Annotated in this window: 20 protein-coding genes; 5 read left to right on the top strand and 15 right to left on the bottom strand. The window is 48.6% G+C overall.

What is annotated here, in order from left to right:
• The first annotated feature begins 461 nt into the window (after window positions 1-461).
• Window positions 462-1691: an IS256 family transposase gene (locus ACQ4MZ_RS11795; protein WP_430845216.1), complete on the top strand. Its 1230-nt coding sequence runs from the start codon at window positions 462-464 to the stop codon at window positions 1689-1691.
• 85 nt (window positions 1692-1776) lie between these two features.
• On the opposite strand, the gene ACQ4MZ_RS11790 is transcribed toward ACQ4MZ_RS11795, so the two are convergent.
• The 4 genes from ACQ4MZ_RS11790 to queG form a co-directional block, all read right to left on the bottom strand.
• Window positions 1777-2241 (bottom strand): hypothetical protein, encoded by a 465-nt coding sequence (locus ACQ4MZ_RS11790; RefSeq protein WP_430845214.1) that lies wholly within the window; start codon window positions 2239-2241, stop codon window positions 1777-1779.
• A gap of 179 nt (window positions 2242-2420) precedes the next feature.
• Window positions 2421-3119: a hypothetical protein gene (locus ACQ4MZ_RS11785; RefSeq protein ID WP_430845212.1), complete on the bottom strand. Its 699-nt coding sequence runs from the start codon at window positions 3117-3119 to the stop codon at window positions 2421-2423.
• Window positions 3120-3366: 247 nt separating this feature from the next.
• Complete coding sequence (locus ACQ4MZ_RS11780) at window positions 3367-3780, bottom strand: DUF1761 domain-containing protein (protein WP_430845210.1); 414 nt, start codon at window positions 3778-3780, stop codon at window positions 3367-3369.
• Between the two features lie 78 nt (window positions 3781-3858).
• A complete protein-coding gene (gene queG, locus ACQ4MZ_RS11775; protein WP_430845209.1) occupies window positions 3859-4806 on the bottom strand; it encodes a tRNA epoxyqueuosine(34) reductase QueG in 948 nt (315 codons plus the stop codon).
• A gap of 112 nt (window positions 4807-4918) precedes the next feature.
• On the opposite strand from queG, the gene ACQ4MZ_RS11770 reads away from it, so the two are divergent.
• The 3 genes from ACQ4MZ_RS11770 to ACQ4MZ_RS11760 all read left to right on the top strand — a co-directional run bounded on the left by ACQ4MZ_RS11770 (window position 4919) and on the right by ACQ4MZ_RS11760 (window position 8103).
• Window positions 4919-5554 (top strand): nucleotide exchange factor GrpE, encoded by a 636-nt coding sequence (locus ACQ4MZ_RS11770; protein WP_430845207.1) that lies wholly within the window; start codon window positions 4919-4921, stop codon window positions 5552-5554.
• 40 nt (window positions 5555-5594) lie between these two features.
• Window positions 5595-6752, top strand: coding sequence for a molecular chaperone DnaJ (dnaJ, locus tag ACQ4MZ_RS11765; RefSeq protein ID WP_430845205.1), 1158 nt, complete (start codon window positions 5595-5597; stop codon window positions 6750-6752).
• 127 nt (window positions 6753-6879) lie between these two features.
• Entirely contained in the window at window positions 6880-8103 is a 1224-nt protein-coding gene (locus ACQ4MZ_RS11760; RefSeq protein ID WP_430845203.1) for an endonuclease/exonuclease/phosphatase family protein, read from the top strand.
• 81 nt (window positions 8104-8184) lie between these two features.
• On the opposite strand, the gene ACQ4MZ_RS11755 is transcribed toward ACQ4MZ_RS11760, so the two are convergent.
• From ACQ4MZ_RS11755 to ACQ4MZ_RS11705, 11 genes are all read right to left on the bottom strand, one after another.
• Window positions 8185-8583 carry a hypothetical protein gene (locus ACQ4MZ_RS11755; RefSeq protein WP_430845201.1) on the bottom strand — a complete coding sequence of 133 codons (399 nt, stop codon included), beginning with the start codon at window positions 8581-8583 and terminating at the stop codon, window positions 8185-8187.
• 1 nt (window position 8584) lies between these two features.
• On the bottom strand, window positions 8585-8965 hold the full coding sequence (locus ACQ4MZ_RS11750) for a hypothetical protein (RefSeq protein WP_430845199.1): 381 nt from the start codon (window positions 8963-8965) through the stop codon (window positions 8585-8587).
• Between the two features lie 406 nt (window positions 8966-9371).
• Window positions 9372-10637, bottom strand: a complete 1266-nt coding sequence (locus ACQ4MZ_RS11745; protein WP_430845197.1) for a DUF6973 domain-containing protein — start codon at window positions 10635-10637, stop codon at window positions 9372-9374.
• Window positions 10638-11009: 372 nt separating this feature from the next.
• Window positions 11010-13985: a protein O-mannosyl-transferase family gene (locus ACQ4MZ_RS11740; protein WP_430845195.1), complete on the bottom strand. Its 2976-nt coding sequence runs from the start codon at window positions 13983-13985 to the stop codon at window positions 11010-11012.
• A 231-nt stretch (window positions 13986-14216) separates the two neighbouring features.
• The gene (locus ACQ4MZ_RS11735) at window positions 14217-15536 is read right to left on the bottom strand and encodes an ABC transporter permease (protein ID WP_430845194.1); all 1320 of its coding nucleotides are present in this window, start codon (window positions 15534-15536) and stop codon (window positions 14217-14219) included.
• Between the two features lie 39 nt (window positions 15537-15575).
• Entirely contained in the window at window positions 15576-16490 is a 915-nt protein-coding gene (locus tag ACQ4MZ_RS11730; RefSeq protein ID WP_430845192.1) for an ABC transporter ATP-binding protein, read from the bottom strand.
• A 153-nt stretch (window positions 16491-16643) separates the two neighbouring features.
• Complete coding sequence (locus ACQ4MZ_RS11725) at window positions 16644-17078, bottom strand: hypothetical protein (protein WP_430845190.1); 435 nt, start codon at window positions 17076-17078, stop codon at window positions 16644-16646.
• A 143-nt stretch (window positions 17079-17221) separates the two neighbouring features.
• Window positions 17222-17626 carry a hypothetical protein gene (locus ACQ4MZ_RS11720; protein WP_430845363.1) on the bottom strand — a complete coding sequence of 135 codons (405 nt, stop codon included), beginning with the start codon at window positions 17624-17626 and terminating at the stop codon, window positions 17222-17224.
• A gap of 119 nt (window positions 17627-17745) precedes the next feature.
• Complete coding sequence (locus ACQ4MZ_RS11715; protein WP_430845188.1) at window positions 17746-18972, bottom strand: alanine dehydrogenase; 1227 nt, start codon at window positions 18970-18972, stop codon at window positions 17746-17748.
• A gap of 47 nt (window positions 18973-19019) precedes the next feature.
• Entirely contained in the window at window positions 19020-19451 is a 432-nt protein-coding gene (gene tsaE, locus ACQ4MZ_RS11710) for a tRNA (adenosine(37)-N6)-threonylcarbamoyltransferase complex ATPase subunit type 1 TsaE (RefSeq protein WP_430845186.1), read from the bottom strand.
• A 56-nt stretch (window positions 19452-19507) separates the two neighbouring features.
• Window positions 19508-20794 (bottom strand): Gfo/Idh/MocA family protein, encoded by a 1287-nt coding sequence (locus tag ACQ4MZ_RS11705; RefSeq protein WP_430845184.1) that lies wholly within the window; start codon window positions 20792-20794, stop codon window positions 19508-19510.
• Between the two features lie 112 nt (window positions 20795-20906).
• Between ACQ4MZ_RS11705 and ACQ4MZ_RS11700 the strand changes: the two genes are divergently transcribed.
• The gene (locus ACQ4MZ_RS11700; RefSeq protein WP_430845183.1) at window positions 20907-22856 is read left to right on the top strand and encodes a heparinase II/III domain-containing protein; all 1950 of its coding nucleotides are present in this window, start codon (window positions 20907-20909) and stop codon (window positions 22854-22856) included.
• The last annotated feature ends 4 nt before the right edge of the window (window positions 22857-22860 follow it).

The following is a 22860-nucleotide window of genomic DNA, read 5'->3' as shown; positions in this document are numbered from 1 at the left end:
TTTTCCCCTAGTTAATTATAAACGAAATATAATGCATCCTGTGTTATCCTGTTTTGGGAGTATCGGCGGGGTGTTAGGTATAATTAACGAATAGATTCTATTTGCACAAATGCTGTTTCAATTCTTCTTTCAGTGCATACTAATACCTCAATTTATGCGCAACAATATCCTTCTCCGTAATTCGCGGCCAGGTATTGCGCGGCGGATCATAGTCGCCTCCGATCACCGTGATCTGAATCCTGTCCCCAGGTTGTAACGCTGCTTTTAACCGGTCCACATGCACGTCGTCAACGCTATTAAGCCCACTTATTGTAATGTTGAGTTCCTCTTCGGGACTATCTTTCCGACGCGTGGCATCTAAAATACAGATTATGATGTAGTTATCTACACCCAAACCGACCCGGATTGGCGAGAGTGTTCAAGAAAGTGTGTCAAGTTAGATTTAGTAACTTGATGACCATATGGGAAAAAAACAGGACAAAAAAGTATTCGATTATTCGGTCTTTCGCCAGCAGGCTATCGATCGGCTGCTGTCTGGCGATAAGGAGCTGGGCGGCAAGGACGGTGTACTTGCTCCGTTGCTGAAAGACCTTTTGGATGCCGTACTTTCCGGCGAGGCACAGGCCCATGTTGAAGAGAGCCGCCCCAACCGTCGCAATGGGAGCAAATCCAAGTGTGTCAAGACTGCGCATGGGCCGATCGAGGTGGAGATGCCCCGCGACCGGGATGGTTCTTTCGAACCTAAACTGATCGCCAAAAGACAGACTACCCTGGGTGAAGGCCTGGACAACCGGATACTGTCGCTTTACAGCAAAGGTATGTCTTACGAAGATATCCAATCGCATTTGGAAGACCTGTACGGCTTGGAAATCAGCACTGGCCAATTGTCGGCTATCACGGACAAAATCCTTCCAGTAGTCGAGCAGTGGCGCTGCCGTCCCCTGGAACCTATTTATACTTTTATGTGGCTGGATGCTGTCCATTTCAAGGTTAGGCAAGATGGTAAAGTAATCAGTAAAGCGGCTTATAATGTCTTAGCTGTTGACCTTCAAGGCCGTAAAGATTTATTGGGTATTTATATTGGGGACTCAGAGAGCTCCCGATTCTGGCTTTCGGTACTGAGCGACCTGCAAAATCGTGGCGTCAAGGACGTTTTGATTTGCTCGATCGACAACTTAAAAGGCTTTGCAGATGCTATCGAAACCATTTTCCCTTTGACCGACGTGCAGCTATGCCTTGTCCATCAGGTGCGCAATTCGCTCCGCTATGTGACCAGTAAAGATCAGCGGGCCATAGCGTCCGAACTCAAACCGCTTTACCAGGTAAGCTCAATATCGGCAGCCGAACAAAACCTGGCTGCGTTTGCCGCTAAATGGGGCGACAAATATCCCCTGGTCATCGAGAGCTGGCAACGTAACTGGGCCAGGCTGACCCGATGTTTCGAATACCCGGCAGCCATTAGAAAAATCATATACACAACTAATACTGTCGAGGCTTTTCACCGCCAGATCCGTTCGGTCACCAAGTCGAAAGGGGCCTTTGCCTCCGAAACTGCGCTCATCAAACTCTTATACTTAACCACCCAGCGCATTATCGAAAAATGGAAAATCCCACTAGCAAACTGGCCGGTCACAGTACAACAGCTGGCAATCTTATATGGTGACCGGATTAAACAATACTTGAAGGTTTAAAATATGACACACTTAAATGAACATAACCGGATTGGCTGCTCGTCATTTAGCTTGATTCCAAAACCATGTCCCATGTTTCTATTGATCAAATTCTTAACAAACGCTTAGTTTTTTGAAATGCTTGAAGAAGTCTGCGATTGCGACGAGGATCTGGTAAATTACCGAAGGAATGTTCCTTTGGATAGCCATTCCGAATTTCGAAAATATTTAAAGATGAGACTTCGATAACCAGAAAGTCACAACTGTACGATGAATAAGTACTCCAAAAATAACCATCTAGAACCGGCTTTTTGTCGACGGCGATCACGAAATGCCTTCCGCAGCAAACAGGAATATCAAGCTCCCTCAACCTATCCCTTGCGATATCATTGAACACAATTGAGTAGACAGGTTCACGGTTTGGATAGGATTGTACCATCTGATACCCCAAGATTTCGCTATTTGTAATAAATGGAAGGGCCCAATGATCGATACGGCTCTGAGATCGCTCAGCCTCAAGTATCGAGCTATCTAGCAGATAAATTTCAACCTCCCATTTTGCTACGCTCACAGAACTAGAATTTTGGAAAGCCAGAATCAACAATAATATCCATTTCAACATCCTGACAAAAGTGAATTGACCGAAACTCGTCCCAAAAGAATATGCATTGCCTGAAACGGAAATTACTTGACGAACGCGGCAATTCGTGGAAGAAATGAACTAATGTAAAGGCTGGATTACCAGGCGCATCACAAAAACCGGAATCCCAGCGTTAGCGAAAATCTCGACAGATCCACACTATCATCCTTCGATAAATGTAATGTCTCCGTACTGAATTCGGTTTTACGCTGAAGCCGGTAGATGGCGCCCATCATAGCAGTGCCAGTGATGTTGAGTGCGAATTTGGGGCTTATAGGCTGTTCGATACCCACACTGACGCCCCAGTTCATCGTTTTGCCCAAAAACGTGAATTGCTGTACGCCTACGGCACTTTTATTTTCGTAGGGCTGATAGCCGAGCAACAAGGAAGTGAGAATGGCGGTCTTGCCATTTTTTAAAAAGGAACGATGGATCAATGCGCCGCTCAAGTGTTGGATCATCACTTTTTCACTTTGCAGGCTGTCCAGGTTAGCCTTCGCTTTATACATTTCATAACGCAGGCCAAAGCCGACATGCTTCCAGGGAAAATACGCGATATCACCTCCAAACGCGATACCGGATTTGAGGTCTTTGATATACTCCTGCTCGTCGTGGCTATTCACTCTACCCACGCGGTATAACCGGTAAGCATATCCCCCATTTAAGCCAATGCTCCAACGCGGAAGGCTGGGCTCATTCGCTTTTTTTTCACGCAGTACGGATGCTGAAGGTTGATCAAACGCCTCTTCGCGGTCCTTCTTCCATTCAGTAATGGAAGCTTCCTGAGCGCTGGCGCTATGGCTGAGCATACCCAAAATCAGTAAGAAAGCGACAAAAGATCTGATCATTATCTGCGGAACGCGCGAGTTTTAAGAACTCAAAACTACTATTTTCGGGGCATATTCAGCTTCCGGCCATTCAGAAATTGTCAGATTGCCGCTTTGACACCCGCTTTTTTGAGTTTTCCAACATAAAAATTACTCTTTGAACCCCTAGTGCAAACTCAGCCATTTCATTAAAAGATCCGGCCCTACCATTATTAAACCATTCGTGCCCCTACTCGTATTTCCGCCACGCGCCCAGAATCGCGCCCGTAAGTGCGTACACGATCACGCTCACGCCCCCGTTGATCAGCGAGAGTGCCAGCGCACGCATGGAAAACATGTCCTTGACGATCGTTTCGAACAAAACGAAGACGGTACCGAATAGTAAGCCTATGAGAAAGCCCATTATGAGGGATTTGACGGGGACTTTGGTGAATATCCAGGCCATAGTGTAGGCCATGAAGGAAGTAGAAACAATGCTGGCAAGATAAGGGATCGGGCTGGTGGCTGACTTAATCTGCTCCATCGTGAAGCCATTCAAAGCCATCCATTGTTCTGAAAATGTGCTGTACCACAACGCTGGTACTATCTGACCTATCACTACGCATACTAGCACGGCCCAAAGATTGACAGATTGTTTTCTCATTGTATTGAGTGTTTTATTCAGTCATCGAAAGGAACTCCCCGGCCCAAATATAAGATGTTTCAGATATAATTGTGCTTTTTACCCATCGGATATGACAAATTCGATATTTCGCTTTAAACCGGCATATTTGGCCCTTTTTACAGGCGATCGGCGGAATATTTCACGAAATATTTCTTCCGTAATTTCCACCCAATCGCCGTTTGAAAAACCGGCAAGCTCCTGTGGTAAATTGAACTGCGGGGTTGTGTGCGGCCGAGCGAACCGATTCCACGGACACACATCCTGGCATATATCACAACCAAATATCCAGTTATTGAACTTCCCTTTCACGTCTTCGGGTATAGCATCCTTTAATTCGATGGTATAGTAGCTGATGCATTTGCTGCCATCAACCACGAATGGGCCGGTAATGGCGTCAGTCGGACAGGCGTCGATGCATTTAGTACAAGTGCCGCAATAATCGCCGGTGGCGTTGTCGGGCGCAAGGTCGAGGTCGCATATAATTTCCCCGATGAAGAAAAAACTGCCCATTTCGCGATTAAGCAGATTGGAATGCTTACCTATCCAGCCCAAACCGCTTTTGGCAGCCCACACCTTGTCCATAACAGGTGCAGAATCGACGAAAATGCGGCCATTGACTTCACCAACTTCTTCCTGAATGGCCGTTAGCAATGCGCCGAGCTTTTCCTTTAATACATAATGGTAATCGGTACCGTAGGCGTACTTGGAGAGTTTGAGATCATCCTCGCCTTCCGCCAGACGCTCTTCAGGGTAATAATTTAATAATACGGAAATGACGCTCTTCGCACCCTCCACCAGCTTGGTAGGATCGAGGCGCTTGTCAAAGTGGTTGGCCATATAGGCCATGGCGCCGTGATGGTTGAGGGACAGCCATTTTTCGAGGCGAGGGGCTTCGCTTTCGAGGAATTCCGCTTTCGATATACCACAAAAATCAAAACCGCTTTCAAGGGCTTTCGCCTTGATAAACCGACTCCTCTCCTGCCTTACGATATCTGCTGCCGTCATGGTGCAAAGTTACAAATTGATTGTAAAATGCCATCTTGTCAGTAATTTAGCCGTGGCAAAGTAATTTAGAAGAAGAATGGCTGTTGCAAAAGTCACGTAACCGCGAAGAATTATGCCGGAAAATACAGAATTCAACATAGATCAAGACAAAAATTACGAAATGAACGAGGATAAAGCGTCATTGGAAACTGACAATCTGGTAAACGAAGAAAATTCCGAAATTTCCAACAATGTGCCGTTAGATAATGCAGGCCAGGAGATTACCGGTGAGGCCCCCTCGGGAGAGGCACCTGCCGGTGACCCTCTGACCGCCGCAAAGGCTGAAATCGCTGAGCTGAAAGATAAATACCTGCGTCTTTACGCAGATTTTGAAAATTTCCGCCGCCGTACAGCCAAGGAAAAACTGGAAATGATCTCCGGAGCAAGTGCCGATATGGTAAAGCTTATCCTCCCGATTGTCGACGATTTCGAACGCGCCAAGGTTTCTTTTGATTCTTCCACAGATATCGAAGCATTGAAAGAAGGTGTAGACCTGATTTACAACAAACTTTATAAAGCCCTGGAATCCAAAGGCCTGAAAGCCATGGAATCAAAAGGCACCGACTTCGACGCTGAAATTCACGAATCCATCGCGCAGTTCCCTGCAGCGTCGGAAGACCAGAAAGGAAAGGTGATCGATGAAATTGAAAAAGGATATTACCTGAACGACAAGGTCATTCGTTACGCCAAAGTAATCGTAGGCGCCTAATGCTCTCAACCTTCCTTACAGGATACATCAGTAATTAAAAATGGCAAAGAAAAGAGATTATTACGAAGTCCTTGGCGTGGATCGTGGCGCCTCCGCGGATGAAATTAAAAAGGCTTACCGCAAGCTCGCGATCAAATTCCACCCCGACAAGAACCCTGACGATCCTACTGCGGAAGACAAGTTTAAAGAAGCGGCAGAAGCATACAGCATTCTGAGCGACGATAGCAAGCGTCAGCGTTACGACCAGTTCGGACACGCCGGTGTAGGCGGGGCTTCGGGTGGCGGAGCCGGCTTCGGAGGCGGTTTCTCCATGGACGATATTTTCTCCCAATTCGGCGATATTTTCGGGGATAGTAGCCCGTTTGGTGATATTTTCGGCCGTCAGGGCGGAAACGGCCGCAGGGTACGCAAAGGCTCCGACCTGCGGATCAAGTTGAAACTGAACCTCGAAGAAGTCGCAAACGGGGTTGAGAAGAAAATTAAGGTAAAAAGACACGTTACTTGTAACACCTGCGGCGGCAATGGTGCCAAAAATGGCACGTCGCTGACTAACTGTAACACCTGTAACGGAACCGGCCAGGTGCGCAAGGTGGTGAGCACGATGCTCGGACAGATGGTTTCAACCACTACTTGTCCTACTTGCAACGGTGATGGCAAGATCATCAGCGAACGTTGCGACTCTTGCGCAGGTGAAGGCCGCTTGCTGCAAGACGACCTGATCACCCTCAATATCCCGGGCGGTGTGGCCGAAGGCATGCAACTTTCGATGTCGGGCAAAGGAAACGTTCCTGCACGCGGAGGTGTTGCCGGCGACCTGCTGATCGTCATCGAGGAAGAAGAGGACGCATTGCTCAAAAGAGATGGTAACAACGTCGTATTCGATATGCATCTGAGCTTTATTGATGCCGCACTCGGTACTTCGGTCGAAATACCGACCATCGACGGTAAAGCGCGCATTAACATTGAATCAGGCACTCAGGCAGGCAAAATATTGCGTCTCAAAGGAAAAGGTATCAAAGACCTGAACGGCTACGGGAAAGGTGACCAGCTCGTGCATATTAATGTATGGACTCCTCAGCAGCTGACCTCCGACGAGCGTTCGACCCTCGAATCGCTCCGTCACTCGCCGAACTTCCAGCCGAAACCAGGCAAGAATGAGAAAGGTTTCTTTGATAAAATGAAAGATTTCTTCCATTGATCATGCCTGTTTAATAAACCATATTCCAAAAGAGCTGCTTCCTGACCGAAGCGGCTCTTTTTGCTTGACATCAGTCGCGGTATACCGCCATTCATCATCGTTCATTACTAACCAGAAACATTACGAAATGAAATCTCTATTGCTTTCCGTTGCACTATTTTGCACGGGGTTCCTCAACCCCGGGCCTCTTTCAGCACAAACCACGCCGGCGGCCGCCGGATCGCCGGCCGCCGGACCGGCGTCAGAAATCACATTTGCTACTTACAACGTGAGTATGGAGGCCGAAAACTACATCCCGCGTGGCACACCAGGTAATTCCGAGAAGGTACTGATCAAAGAACTGGCTTCTGGTTCGAACCAGCAGATCAAAAACATCGCCCAAATCATCAAGACCATACGACCCGATGTGATTTTGCTGAACGAGTTCGACTATGTCAAAAACCCGGTGGAAGGCGTTGAGCAATTTATCAAAGGGTATTTAAAAGAGGATTCGAATGGCGCGAAAGGCATCGATTATCCTTACTATTATTACTCAACCGTCAATACCGGCCAGCCAACGCCCTATGACCTGGACAGAAACGGCAAAACGGAACAATACGGCTCCGACGCCTGGGGATTCGGCAACTACCCGGGGCAATACGGCATGGTACTGTTATCGCGCTTTCCGATCGATACCAAGGCAGTACGTACATTCCAGCATTTCAAATGGAAGGACATGCCTAATGCATTAAAAACCACTACCGAAGACGGCTCCGATTGGTACGCCCCCGAAGCCTGGGCGCAATTTCCCCTTTCTTCCAAGTCGCATTGGGATATACCGATCAAAGTCGGTAACAAAACCATCCACGTCCTCGCCAGCCACCCTACCCCGCCTTCCTTCGACGGCAAGGAAGACCGTAACGGCAAGCGTAACCATGACGAAATCCGCTTCTGGAACGATTACATCACTGGTGGCAAAGGCAACTACATCTACGACGACAAAGGCAAAAAAGGCGGTCTCTCCTCAAATGCCTCGTTCGTAATCCTCGGCGACCAGAATGCCTCTCCCGACGAAGGCAATGCGATCGCGGACGGCATCCGCCAGCTCATTGCAAATCCGGCTGTAAACGGCAGCATCGCCCCGGCCAGTAAAGGCGGCGCCGAGCATTCGCCCACCAATGCATTTGCCAAGAACCACACCGCATTCTGGCGCATGCGCGCGGATTATGCGTTGCCCTCGCGCAAGGGTTTCCAAATCGTCGATAGCGGCGTTTTCTGGCCTGCGAAAGGTGAACCGATGGCTGAGTTAGTCGAGAAGCGGGAGTCCAGCTCCGATCACCGGTTGGTTTGGATTAAGTTGAAGGTTGAGTAATGCACTTTGCCTTCGGCCCAAATACTCGTTAAGACATTACATGAACACAAGCGGCCCGGACAACCCGAGCCGCTTGTGTGTTTAAAAGACCTTTGTAACGATTTTCAAATGACCCTTTTTAGCCGTTCCGGGTATATAGTCAATCCGGATTTTCCTATCATAGAAATCCCAGCGGCCTGATGAATCGATCCGCCCGGGTGGAAGCTCAAAAGTCCACACCCGGTGTATCGTATCGGGATAGTATATCTCTACCCTGGCTGTCCCGTCTAAATTTCCAGTGATGGACGCTTCCACGACGTCTGCATGGCGTGAGCGGGAAGAATCCTCGAACATATACGCCTGAGAAGGATTGGCCACTTCGAATACGCGCTCGTCTTCCATCCAGTACGGCCACATTAACAGGAAGAATGCCAAGCCAACGAAGAACAGGATAATCGCTTTGGCTATGTTATGAGCATTCAATGTGTTTTGCCATTTCATTTTAAAAGATTGAAGTCTTGATTGTGAGATTCCCTTTTTTCGCCTCCCCCGGGAAATATTTGATGGCTATCTTTCTATACTCATAGAGATCCTGATGCGACTTGACGTTTACCTTGCCCTTTGGCAAATGAATACTATCGTTAAGTCCTCCGATCAAATAACTCTGAACAACTATCACCGCAGGTGCGTCCAGTGTTCCGGTCACGGTGGTTGCGACACAGCAGCTGGGGTGAAAGGAAGCCGAGTCTGTGAAGTAGTGCTTTTTAGATACATCCGTTATGTGAAACTCGCCCTTTTCGAATGAGCAACCTACGGCTATATGGATGAACAGCAGGATTATAAATAACCTGCTATCCACATATCTCTTACTTTCCGTCTTCATTTACGCCATTTTAAAAGATCAACGTCCTAATTTTCAGACTACCCTTTTTCGCTTCACAGGGGTAATATTTGATTGCGATTTTTCGATACCAATAGAAATCTCCCTGTGAGTTCTCGATATGACCTTACCCTTCGGCAAATGCAGGCTATCGATAAATCCTCCGATTAAATAACCTTCAACGATTATTAAGGCTGGTGCATCCAACGTGCCGGTCACGGAAGTGATAACGCAACAATCGAGATGGAACGATGCTGAATCGGTAAATATGTGCTCTTTCGATACGTCTGCGATGTAAAACCCGCCTTGCTCCATTGAACACGCTGTGGCTATCCCGCTGAGCAACAAGCTCACCAATAGCCTGATGCTCAACGGCTTTCTTTACAGCTCCTAATGCCCCCATTCTCACTCAGTGACATCGATTCGCCCCGTTTGTCCAAAAAAAAGTTTGGGGTGTTCCCGGGCTTACATTCTCAGGACTAAGCCTCTTCCCTTGTCCAACCGCAATTTTTTTCAAGACAGTATCAGCTATTAGACCTAGTTTTAGGCCAGAGACATGCGTAGGCATCCCAGCCAATGAAGCACTAACGCTCTTGTATACTTTAACACCCAAATCATTGTTGAACAAATCCATTTCCTGCTGATTCGGCGGTGATTCCAACTCATGATTATTGGTGATTTGAAGTGCAGTTGAAACCCCAAATTCCATGCACAAGATTGCCGACCATACCGCGTGCTTGAATGCATTCCAGTTACCATCATCCGAAAGATTACAATAGAACCAATCTGCGAAGGACATTGCTGCCGCAGTTGCGGCGGCAGCTTGGGGAATCATCCACATTCTATATAGAAAATAATCTTTCTCTGTGTCATTAATTTGGCCCCAAAAACTAGATATATAAGGTAACTGCAGCAATTCGTCTAAGACGACATTGCTGCCGCCATTCAATGCAACGTCCAGAGAATTCGACCATACAGTCCCGGTTCCGCTAGAACCCGCGCTTACGTACACCATCTCACAAGTAGTCTCCTGATAAACCCAACCCGAACAACCATAGCCATCCACACAGCCCTGATGATACCAATCCGTGCAGACTTCTACCATATCGGATGTCCGGCCGCCTTTGTTAGGACCGAATGCGGCTACTCGCGTTCCTTGTTCGTAAATCAACCCATTGACCAGCTTGCCATTCATATCGAAAAAGTAAACTTTGCCTTCAAAATTGGCGGGATCGATTTGGCCATTCTTTACTCTTGGCTCGTAATCCGCATCGAATACCGTCCGCATTTCCAGCGCTTCGATCTTACCACGCACCTTGCGTACAATGAGACTTCGCTGTATCCTTCCAGCCACATTTTCTTCGTCGGGCTTCCGCTTATCCTTCCGGCCGTCTTTGATGCGGCAGCCTAGAAAATTGCCCGATAACACCGGCGCTACCACGATTTCATCGTCGGCCGCCATCTTCCGCTGACTCGCAGCCGCCCAAATGACTTTATCATCAGGCTGCCCGACAATGCGGGCCGATTTGAGGAGATCGGAATACCATTTCTGAGCTTGTCCGACCGTGAAGTCGTCGGAGGGTAACACATTTGCTTTTTCACCCGTGTCTTTGCATCCAAACACAAAGGCAAAAGCAATCACCAGCGCTACGCGCCGGATAGAGCGTTCTTTCATAAATTTGAAAGGTTTTAGTTAACAACTTGACTCAAACCACAACCCCGCCCGTCAGGTACCAAGCTTACGGCGGGGTTTTGATTTTCGTGAATGTTGGGAATTCGAAGGGAGATATACAAGCGCCATTCAGTTCGCAGACGCAAGTTCTCGAAAAGTCCAGCTATGTAAAGAATTATCTAACGGAAACTAGCATTTTAATTAACTGCCTTTCAATTAATTAACAACAACCACCGGCAACTAACTTATTTTGCTATTTGATAATTACTTGTCTCACTACATATAGAAGAAGTTAATCGACATCCAAAAGACACAAAAAAGAAAGGGCGGCATCTGCTTTCGCAAATGCCGCCCTTCGTATTTCTTATTCAAATACTACTGCCCTCCACCATACATATTAAACGCAGCTAGATGCTTCTGGAAAATCGCTTCATATTTCTTCGCGGCCGCCTCCTGCTTCGCGTCGCGGCATTCCTGGACGATCACTTGCATGATGTACAGGTACACGTTGCTGTCGCGGCGGCGTGTGGTCGAATTATTCTTCGCCCATGTCAGTACCTCATCTGCGCGGGTAGCCATTGTTTCGGCGATTTCAAGCGCTTTCTTCGTTTCGCCCAGATCGAACAATGGACCTATAAAGTTAGCCGAGAACTGATCGTACGGAATACTCTTATCCGGCATGGTGGTTAGCGAACGCTCGATAGCCTTCTTCGCTTCTTCCTTGCGGCCGTCAGCGATCAGCTGGCCGGTGAGGCGCAGGAATGCGATGCGTGCCGTTGCTACCGGTGACCCCAGGTAAGTGTTGTCGTAATACGTGTTCGGATTGTCGAGCTCGCGCCAGAACATCTTGTTCATCATATTATTGTACATCACATCCGCATTCACGTAGCCGTCGCTGGCACCTGGTACCTTCACTGGCAACAAGCGATAGGCGTAGCCTTCGAGCTGCATGTATTCTTTCAGGTTCAGGTAGCTCGATCCGCCCAGGGTCGACGAGAAGTAAATAGGGCGTTTCCAATCGTTGGAGGCTATGATATCGAGCATGATCAGGTCTGATTTGTACAAATCACCTTTACCGATTGTCCAGCTGATCGAATCGCTCACGAATGGAACGAGGTCGCTTTTGATGATATTCATCTTTTTCACAGCTTCCGCATCCACCGGCAGGAACAATACCGACGACGGCAGGATAGACGTCATGTCGCCGCTTGTCAACGGTACCTGAATAGCCTTGTTTTCCTGTTTTACCAGTCCAAGATATTCTTTCAGGTTGATACCCGATTTCACGCTCGGGATTTCATAGAAAGGCACGATATCGTTCTTACCGAATGCGTAGTTGTTCTTGTCTAGCGAGATCGGCAGCGCTTCTGATTTGTAGGTGCGGCGCTTCATCTGATCAATGTACCAATCGGTACCGAGGAGGCTCAGGTTACATACACGCACATCCGTACGGAAGCCTTCCACTTCCTGCACGTACCACAATGGGAATGTATCGTTATCACCACCTGTGAAAAGGATCGCATTCGGCGCACAAGAGTTCAGGAGGTTCTTCGCGAAATCAACCGAATGGTAACGGTGATCACGGTTGTGGTTATCCCAACCTTTGGTACCCATAATAACTGGCGCCACCAGTCCTAATGCAGTCGCAACACCAGCGCGCGCAGTGCCGCTTTTCACAAACTTGCTGATCGCATCCGCAATGGCAATAACACCATAGCCAATCCAAATACAGAAAATATAGAATGAACCCACATAAATATAGTCACGCTCGCGCGGCTCGGTAGGTGGAGAATTGAGATAAACCACCAGTGCTACGCCTGTCAGAATGAATAACAGACCCAATACGAGGAGGTCGCGCTTCTGACGGAAGTAGCAAATCACGATACCAAACAATCCAAGGAGGAACGGTAGCATATAATAGTTATCGTGAGCCTTATTATTGGCGATCGGCTCAGGGTATTTGGTGGAGACATCCCAGGGCGTCATATTACCGGCCCCTTCTTCGTCACTCTCACGACCTACGAAGTTCCACAGGAAATAACGCCAATACATATGCCCGATCTGATACGAGAACATGAAAGAGAGGTTATGCGCCATAGTGGGTTTCTGGCCTTCCGCCAGCCCGGTCATTTGCATATACAATTGCGGGTGACCTGGCTGCGTGCTGTACATACGAGGCAGCAGCATATTAGCGCCTGGCTCATACTCATACTCCGGACGATAGTCGTAAATGACATATTTACCATCCTGCTTACGGTACATCGGCGCTCCGCGTTTCTGGCTTACCGGACGTGATACGAACGACGGCCCGTACAACAACGGACGGCTGCCATATTGCTCGCGTTTCAGGTAAGAAACGAAGCTCAAAACGTCATTCGGATTGTTTTCGTTGATCGGCGGATTATACTCAGCACGGACGAGCACCATCAGGTAGCTGGCGTATCCGATCAATACAAATGCCAATGAAAGCAAGCTGGTATTCAACAGCACATTGCCTTTCTTCTGGGAAAAACGGATTCCCCATATCAGCGCGCCGATGAACAATATGATGAAGAAGATCACCCCTGATTTGTAAGGCAATCCCAAAGTATTTACAAAGAATATCTCAAATTTACCTGCAATGCTCGGCAAGCCCGGGATGATACCGGAGTTGATAATCCCCAAAACCACCAGACCACCCACGAAAGCCATAATGCCTCCGAAAACACTGACTTTCTGATACTTCTTGAAATAATACACCAATGCGAGCGCGGGAATCGTAACAAGGTTCAACAAGTGAACACCGATAGATAATCCTACCAGATAAGCGATGAGGATCAGCCAGCGGTTCTCCGTAGCAGGGTCCTGAATACGCTCCCATTTGAATACTGCCCAGATGACAATGGCCGTAAAGAAGGACGACAAACCGTAAACTTCTGCCTCCACCGCCGAAAACCAGAAGGAGTCGGACCAGGTGTAGGCCAGCGCGCCAACGATACCGGCTCCCATTACCAGAAGAGTGTCGGCCTGTGTCAGCTCTTCGTCATTTTTGGCAACCAGTTTACGAACCAGCAGAGTAATGGTCCAGAAAAGGAACAGGATGGTAAATGCACTGCTCAGCACCGATACCATATTGATCCAGTATGCCACGTTTTGCAAATCACCAAATGCAAAAAGGGAGAAAAGGCGACCGATCAGCAGAAAGAAAGGTGCACCCGGAGGGTGAGGAACCTGCAATTTAAATGCACAGGCTATGAATTCCCCGCAATCCCAGAAGCTGGCAGTACGTTCGACAGTAAGGGCGTAGGTGATGAATGCAATAGCAAAGACAATCCAACCCGTAAGGTTGTTGGTACGGTTGAAACGGGTCATCTGAAAGACGGTAAATTTGAAAAAGTTATATGCACAATGCGCAAAGATGGCGACTCTTTTTGAGCAGTTCTATCAATGATCGGCCAAAATTAGCAAAATAACCACAATGGCAACGGTTTGCGAATCTTAAAAAAAGTTAACAAGGCTGTCGGCAGTCGGCTTTCGGCTATCATACTTGGGCTCCAGACTTTTTCCTTACTAAAGCCGATTGCCGAAAGCCGACAGCCGATGTCACTTATAAAATATCCACTTCACCAACTCCTTATAACTGACTTTTTTACCGTACATGAGGATACCCACGCGGTAAATGCGGGCGGCGACCCAGGTGGTGCCCATGAATCCTAGCACCAGAAGCACCATCGACAATGCAATTTCCCAGGCCGGCACACCGAACGGAATGCGGACCATCATGATGATTGGCGAGGTAAATGGAATAATGGATGTCCAGAACGCCAGCGTACCGTCGGGATCGCGAAGGACGAATTGGGCAAATACAAAGGAGAAAATAATGGGCAATGTAATGGGCAGCATGAATTGCTGTGTATCCGCGTCGTTGTCGACGGCCGCTCCAACTGCACCGAATAACGCGCTATACAGTAAATACCCACCCAGGTAGTAGAACAGAAAACAACCGATAATCAGCGGGAGGTTCAGGCTGGACACTGCTCCGAGTACTTCCGCTACCGGATTATCGACATTGCCACCGGGTAGGCCTTGGTTCGGCATTTGCGCTTTCTTCATTTCCTCCGCCATCTGTGCCGACTCTTTAGACATTTTGCTGGCAATCACGGCCGATGTGGCGCTTGTCAAAGCGGTAGTCAGTAAAATCCAAAGCACAAACTGGGTGAGCCCGACCAGCGCTACCCCGATAATCTTGCCGAGCATGAGCTGGAATGGCTTCACGGAGGAAATAATCACTTCCACAATTCGGCTGGTTTTCTCCTCGGTGATCCCGCGCATTACTTGAGTTCCGTAGATGAATACGGACATGTAAATCAGGAATGCACAAATCCCTCCGATCACAGTGGCCGCGCCCGAGCTGCTGGTTTTCTCGCCTTCTTCGCTCAGGCTGATCGTTTCAGAATTGACATTGACGCGTGAATCTTCCAGGATCTTATGCGTAATACCCGCCTCCGCGAGTTTGATGTCTTCGATTTCCTTCTCGATCACCTTTTCGATCTCCGACTTCAGTTCTAAACTCACATTTTTGGCTGCGTAAATGCGGACGCTTTTGGGTGATTGGATCACATTGGCCGGAATATAAACCAACGCATTGGCATCGCTGTTTCGAAATGCAGCCTTGGCGGAATCAATACTCTTGTCGGTCAGCTCGAATTTTAAGGTTTCCGAATCCTTGAATTTGTTCCGGAACAAACCGCTTTCATCCAGTACCTGCACTGTTTTGATATCCACTGAGCTCACGGCGGCCCAGAATACCGTCCCATAGAAAGCCACAAAAAGCAGCGGGCCCAGCACGGTCATCACCAGGAACGACTTCTTTTTGACCCTTACCAGGTATTCTCTTCTAATAACCAGAAATATATTTCGCATGGGAATCGGATTAATAACTGTGAATGGAATGCGCCCCGGTCATGCCTCGGGCACTTCATTGACCGCCTTCATAAAAATATCGCTCATCGTCGGGATATTCTCTCCAAACGCACGGATCTCCACTTTCGACACGAGATTGAGCAACAATGCATTGGCATTCGCATCGCCATCCAGGTGGACATTGGAGCGCAGATAGCCGTCTTCCAGGATCTTCTGATCGAGGATTTGGTATATCGGATCCAGCTCATCCAGGTGGCCTTTGTATTCGACAAAATAGGTATGTGTTTTGAATTGCTCTTTGATCTCTCGTTTCGCACCGTCGAGCACTTTGCGTGATTTGTGAATCAAAGCAATATGATCGCAAAGTTCCTCCACGGTTTCCATCCGGTGGGTCGAGAAGATGATCGTGCTGCCTTTTTGCTTCAATTCAAGGATTTCATCCCGGATCAGGTTGGCATTAATCGGGTCAAAACCGGAGAAGGGCTCGTCGAGAATGATCAGGTCGGGCTCGTGCAAAATGGTCGAAACGAATTGCACCTTTTGCTGCATTCCTTTCGAGAGGTCGCCGATCGTTTTATCCCACCAGGTTTTAATATCAAATTTGATAAACCAGGTTTTGAGCTTTTCCATCGCCTCCTTCTGCGAAAGCCCTTTGAGCTGCGCCAGGTAAAGCAGCTGTTCCCCCACCTTCATCTTTTTGTAAAGCCCGCGCTCTTCCGGCAAATAGCCAATCCGCGAAATATGATCAGGATTGAGGGGAACGCCGTCGAACAGTACTTCTCCGCTATCCGGACCAGTAATCTGATTGATGATCCGGATCAGCGACGTCTTCCCCGCCCCATTCGGCCCCAGCAGCCCGAAAATGCAGCCCTTGGGAATAGAAATGCTGACATTGTCCAGGGCGGTGTGGCTGGAATATTCCTTCGTTACATTCCTTACCTCTATGATATTCATAAATTTCAAAACGGTGTAACCGCAAATATGCGAAGTAATTTTCCTGGTCGCAGTAACCACAAGTACAAAAGCCTCATTTGACTGACCAATGGCAAAAATAAAAAGCGGACGGAATAATCCGCCCGCTTTACACGGCACAGGCCGGTTTAATATTTAAGCGTATTTCTCGCGGATCTGGAAAAGAACCCAGAAGCCGATAATTCCGCCGATGATGAAGCCCAAAATGCTCAACTGAATCAGATTGCTAACCAGGCCGATCAGCAATGCATAGTAGAGCAAGTTCCAGCCGGCACGTTTGCGCGCTTTAAGCGGAGAAAACGCCATCAGGTACATCACCAGCGTAACGATCCCGAGCGCAATCCCAATGTAAGCATTGAATCCAATACCTGCCGTAAGTCCCCCGGCACCCAAAACCGCACCACCTACACCCAACGCCGTTAGCAAGCCCAACACTCCGAGAATCGAGAGTATCAGGATAATGTAAGGACCATACTGCACGAGAAATTCTTTGACGCTTTCGGAGAATGGCGGGAATTTTTGGAGGAAAATGGGTTCGAGTTCCTTTTCGAGAAGTAGTTTAGATTCCATAGACTGGGGATTTTTTAGCTGAATTTCAAACAATTAATTTCTAAAACTAAAATAAAATTCAGGAACCCGATCCCCACGACCTAGTAAGCGTTCCAACTCTTTATTAAGCGGCCTTACGCAACTTTCCACACGGCATTCTGCCGCTAATCTTCGGGATATGGCACATATACAAAACCCGAAAACTCGCCAATCAACGCGAACAGGCAGCAGAATTCTTCCGGGTTTTTATAGTTTTCCGTGAAAAGCAGCACCGATTCCGGACCGATCAGCTTGCGATCGACAAATTCCTGCATGTACGACGCCTTGTAAATATAACGATTTGTCAGTTCCGTTGCATCGATAAGCAACACACCCAGATCGATCTCATTGTTGGTAACCGCGAAAATCGGATATTCCGAAAAACCGCGTTTACGAATCTGGTACGAGGCTTCTTTCAGCTGGTCGGCGACCTTGATAAAATCCTGCGATATATAACCCATCAATTTCTGATTCAAATCCGGAGAATTTGCATCGTCCATCAGGGTGTTTTCATTGCTGTTGTTGATCATTTTTGTAATATGCTTTAAGCTATAAGCCATAGGCTAAAGCTGATTGCGCGCTAGCACACGTAGTTTAATTGTCAAAAATATAAAAAGCTTACAGCCTAAGGCTTAAAGCTTATAGCCCCCTACATCCTCGCCGCCAAAAGCAACGTCAGATCCTTATACCTCATGTTAAAGCTCCGGGCGATGTGGGAGTTGGTGAGCGTGCCTTTGTGGCAATACACTCCTTTCATAAACCAACGATTGGCATAAATCATTTCCTCAATGCCTCCTATTGTACCGGTTTGGAGCAAAAAGGGCAAAAATACATTGCTAAGCGCCGTACTCGCCGTGTGCGCCACGCGCGAGGGGATGTTGGGCACGCAGTAATGGATCACTTCGTTGTATTTGAATGTCGGGTTTTTATGGGTCGTCATCCGCGAAGTCTCAAACGACCCGCCCTGATCGATGCTGACGTCGATGATCACCGAACCTGGCTTCATTTTCGACACCATTTCACGCGTTACGACCATCGGACTCAGACCATTCTCGGCACGCATGGTACCGATCACGACATCCGCCCGGCCAATGGCTTCGGCCAGCGTTTCGGATTCAATAATGGATGTGTACAGATTTTGCCCGATTGAATATTTGAGCCTTTGCAGGCGGTAAATGTGCTTATCGAAAACCTTCACGTCCGCGCCCACGCTAAGGGCTGCGCGTGTGGCATATTCGGAAACGGTACCCGCACCGAGGATCACGATTTTGGTCGGTGGTACGCCCGTAATACCGCCCAGGATAATGCCCCGGCCGCCATTCGGTGTTGAAAGGTACTCGGCAGCGATCAGTAGCACCGTGCTGCCGGCGATCTCGCCCATAGCACGGATAATCGGCTTCCCTCCTACCTTGTCTTCAATCAGTTCGTAGCCTATGCCGGTTACTTTCAGTTCATTCAGCTTTTCAAAATATTGTTTTTCCAACGCTGGAAGGTTGAGTGCCGAGATGAGCGTTGTCCCGGCTTTCACGTAACGGAACTCCTCTTCTACCAGCGGCTCCACTTTCAGAATCACATTGGCCTGATACACTTCCTCGGGACTGTGGACAATCTTCGCCCCGGCCTCGCTGTATTCATGGTCCGACAGATTGGCTCCTTTGCCGGCATCTTTCTCTACCCATACTTCGTGCCCGTTCCTGACCAGGATAGCCACTGCGTCGGGCGTGAGCGCGATCCGGTTTTCCTGTAACGAAACCTCTTTCGGCAAGCCGATATGCAGCGAATTCTGATCCTTCCGGACAGCCATTAATGATTCCTGGGGATACAGCACCGACTGCTTGGCGAGCTCTTCAAAACCGGTAATCTGAGGTTGTGCCATTGACTAGCAAAATGAAAGTGAAACTGTAACTGACTAAATGTGACCTCTTATACCTTGGTGACTTCCAATATTCTCATGCCAGTTTCATCCGCTTCCAGATGCAGCTGCATATAGTTCAGCGGCCAAAGGTTTTCAATCTTCTGTGGCCACTCGACAAAACAAAGATCTCCTGAATCGAAATACTCCTCCACACCCATGTCCAGGGCTTCTGTTTCGTCCTTAATCCTGTAAAAATCAAAATGATAGATTGTTCTGCCCTCCGCATCGTACTCATTCACCAGCGAGAAAGTGGGGCTCTGTACATGGGTTGTAACCCCGAGATGGCTGCATAATGCCTTGATAAGCGTCGTTTTACCGGCTCCCATCTGGCCTTCGAAGAGCCAGACGGGCGTATCTGCACCGAGCCTCAGAAGTGCTTCGGATACATTTCCGAGCTCGTCGAGTTCCTTAAAACGAATAACCGTGGGCTGTTCAATCATGTTACAAAAATACACAATTTGGAAAAACCCATGACAATTTTATGTGTCCGACAACATCAGACTTTCCATTCTTTCCGCATCGGCCTGCCCAGCAGTTGACTGGCCTTTTTATCCCCTTCAAAATCCTCGTTCACCGGATCCCATTTCAGCGAACGCCCCAAACCGTACGCGATATTCCCGATGTTGCAAACCGACGCCGTGCGGTGGCCAATCTCCACATCGCAAATGGGCGGCTTCCTCGTCCGGATCGCATTCAGGAAATCTTTATAATGGTTGGTGCTCACGTAAACACCTGCGTCGCCTGCATTGAAAATCTTATCCTTCAATGGCTCAGGAGTGGTCTTTAACTCGCCACGGGCTACGAATACTTCGCCGTCGGTACCCACAAAATGGCAATGCTGTTTGCCTTCCATGGGACGATGAACAACTTCAACGCCATTGGCATATTTGTAAACCAAACCCTTACCCGGCTCGGAATATACCAGTTCGTCCGGCCCGCTGGCGTCCATATTCAGTCCCCATTGCGCAATGTCAAACATGTGTGCACCCCAGTCGGTCATACCACCGCCGCCAAATTCAACGTAATCACGCCATTTTGGCCAGAACTTAGCGTCCATAGCAGGCGCAAGTTCGTTGTTATACGGCCTTTGGATCGTATTCGGGCCCATCCAGAAGTCCCAATCGAGGCCTTCGGGCTTGGTTTCACTTTGCAAATCCCACACTTTCGGAGGGCCGCCTACATTGACATACACCTTTTTTATCGTCCCAATGGCCCCGCTTCTTACCAGTTGCACGGCTTTCTTAAATTCCGGCGCCGAGCGCTGCATACTACCCGTTTGGAACACCCGGTTATGATTTCTGGCAGCATTCACCATCGCCCGGCCTTCCTTCACCGTCAGTGAAAGCGGTTTTTCGCAATAAATATCCTTACCCGCCTCGGCGGCACGTACAGCCATGGCAGCGTGCCAGTGATCCGGCGCGGCGATCACCACGGCGTCGATATCTTTTCTTAATAATAATTCCCGAAAGTCCTTCATGCCGGCCGCAGCCTTGTAAGTGCCCTGTTCGAGTTTTTCGGAGTACCATGTATTAGTAGCATTCACGAATGTATCCTGCTTGACCGCGTACACATCCGAAGCCGCGATAATGCGTGTTTCCTGGGTATCGAGGAAGCGATTGCGTAGGCCTCCGCTCTGCCGCCCGCAACCGATGAAACCCAGTGCAATCATATCACTTGGCGCTTTGTACCCTCGCCCGAGCACGTGCCGGGGCACGATCATGAAGGAAGAGACAACGGCACCGGCTTTCAGGAAATCGCGGCGGTTCAGACGATCGACATTCATATTTTTTCAGGCATTAGTTCCAATTGAATAAATTAAAGGCCGAAGTAAGTGATTCTACTGGATAATGAAGTCTTATATTCGGTTACATTCAACTTCCTAAACCACAGCCGTTATGATCAGACTACTACTGGCAATTGCCCTGGCAATCGTGTTGGCCGGGGGCGCCCAGTCCGGGGGCGCGCAGGTCGCCCCACGCAACATCCTCGCGCAGAAGTACACAGAAAGCGCATTCAAAGAAGCCCTCATCCCGCTCGGTCAATGGGCGCCCTATCCCAAAACACCAGAAGAATGGCGCAGTAAAACCGACCCTGCCGAACTCGCGAAGATTATCAGAGCTGGTGAAGAGGCATTAGAAAAGCCTGTCCCGATGGTCACGGCGAGCCTTTTGCTTGATTTCACCCGTAGCGGCGACCGTGAGCGGCACGCGGCAGCGTCATTCGGAAGGAGAAACCAGTTGATGAACCTTGTCCTCGCCGAAGCCGTCGAAGGCAAAGACCGGTTCATGGAAGCCATTCTCAATTCGGTATGGGCCATTTGTGAAGAAACTTACTGGGGAGTGCCTGCGCATTTGAGTGTACAAAAAGCCCAAAACGGCCTGCCCGACGTACAAGATCCGACCGTCGACCTCTTCGGAGCCGAAACTGCGGGTGTACTGGCACTTACTGATTACTTCCTGGGAGCGAAACTGGATAAAATATCGCCATTGATCCGCCCTCGTATTTACCTTGAAACCAATAAAAAGATATTCGAACCGCTGAACGATCCTAAACGATACAGCTGGCTAAGCACGACCAATCCGGTCAACAACTGGAACCCGTGGATCGTATCGAACCTGCTTATAGCCGATCTTTTACTTGAAAAAGATGCACAAAAGCGTGGCGATAATTCCTATCAGTATATGGTGTACCTCGACCGGTATTTCAATAGCCTGGGCGACGACGGCGGCTGCGACGAAGGCCCGAGCTACTGGTTCGCCGCAGGTGCCAGTGCCTACGACGCCCTGGCGATTCTCGAAAGCGTCACCAACGGAAAAATCAATATTTATGACAATGATCTGATCCGCAAAATGGCCTCCTACGTGTATAAAGTCCACATTGCCAACGACTATTTCGTGAACTTCGCCGACGCCGATCCGAAACTAAAACCGGATGGATTAATGCTTTACCGGTTCGGTAAGGCGGTTCAGGACCCGGAACTGGTTGCGCTTGGCGAATGGGCTTACGGGCAGTTTGGCGCAGTTACCGGCGGTAATGGCTTCCAGCGCCCCAGAAAGGTCTGGAACCTGCTCACGACTGCTGAATTGAAGCAAGATCAATCCAAAACTTATAAACAGGTACCACAATCGTGGCTTTCAGACATTGAAGTACTCACCGCCCGCTCCGACAACGGCCTGTACCTCGCCACCCACGCCGGCCACAATGCGGAAAGCCACAACCATAATGACGTTGGTGATTTCATCGTATACGCCGACGGCGAACCGGTGATCGTCGATGCCGGTCGTGGCAACTATACTGCAAGGACATTTTCTTCCAAAAGGTATGAGCTATGGTTCACGCAATCTCAATACCATAACCTGCCTATTATCAATGGCCTCGGACAGCCGGCCGGAAAACATTTCAATGCGAGGAATGTCAAAAGCAATGTCTCCGAAAACGAAGTTTCGCTCGCGATGGACATCGCGCCCGCATATCCGCAGGAAGCCGGCATTCAAAACTGGAACCGGCTGGTAAAGCTGAACCGCAGTAAAAACACGGTGGAAGTTTCCGATAATTATACCCTGAAACAAAAGCCCGACTCGTTGCAGCAAATATTCATGACAGTCTGTGATGTCGATATCAGTACGCCGGGCAAAATCATCCTCACCACATCCGGTAAAAAAGCCGTCTCGCTCACTTATGATCCAAGGAGCTGGACGGTTTCCACAGAACTTCCCTCGACCGAAGGAATGGAATATAACAGTTTCAAAACCAAATGGGACGGTGCACCGGTTACGCGCATTATACTCACCAGCAAGGTATTGAAACCCAAAGGCAAACACAGTTTTGTTATCACTAAATCCTGATTAT

The organism is Dyadobacter sp. BHUBP1, from assembly GCF_050587785.1.
In the GTDB taxonomy this organism is placed as follows: Bacteria; Bacteroidota; Bacteroidia; order Cytophagales; family Spirosomataceae; genus Dyadobacter.
The sequence above is the reverse complement of the archived record's forward strand: the minus strand, read 5'-3'. Positions and strand labels throughout refer to the sequence as shown.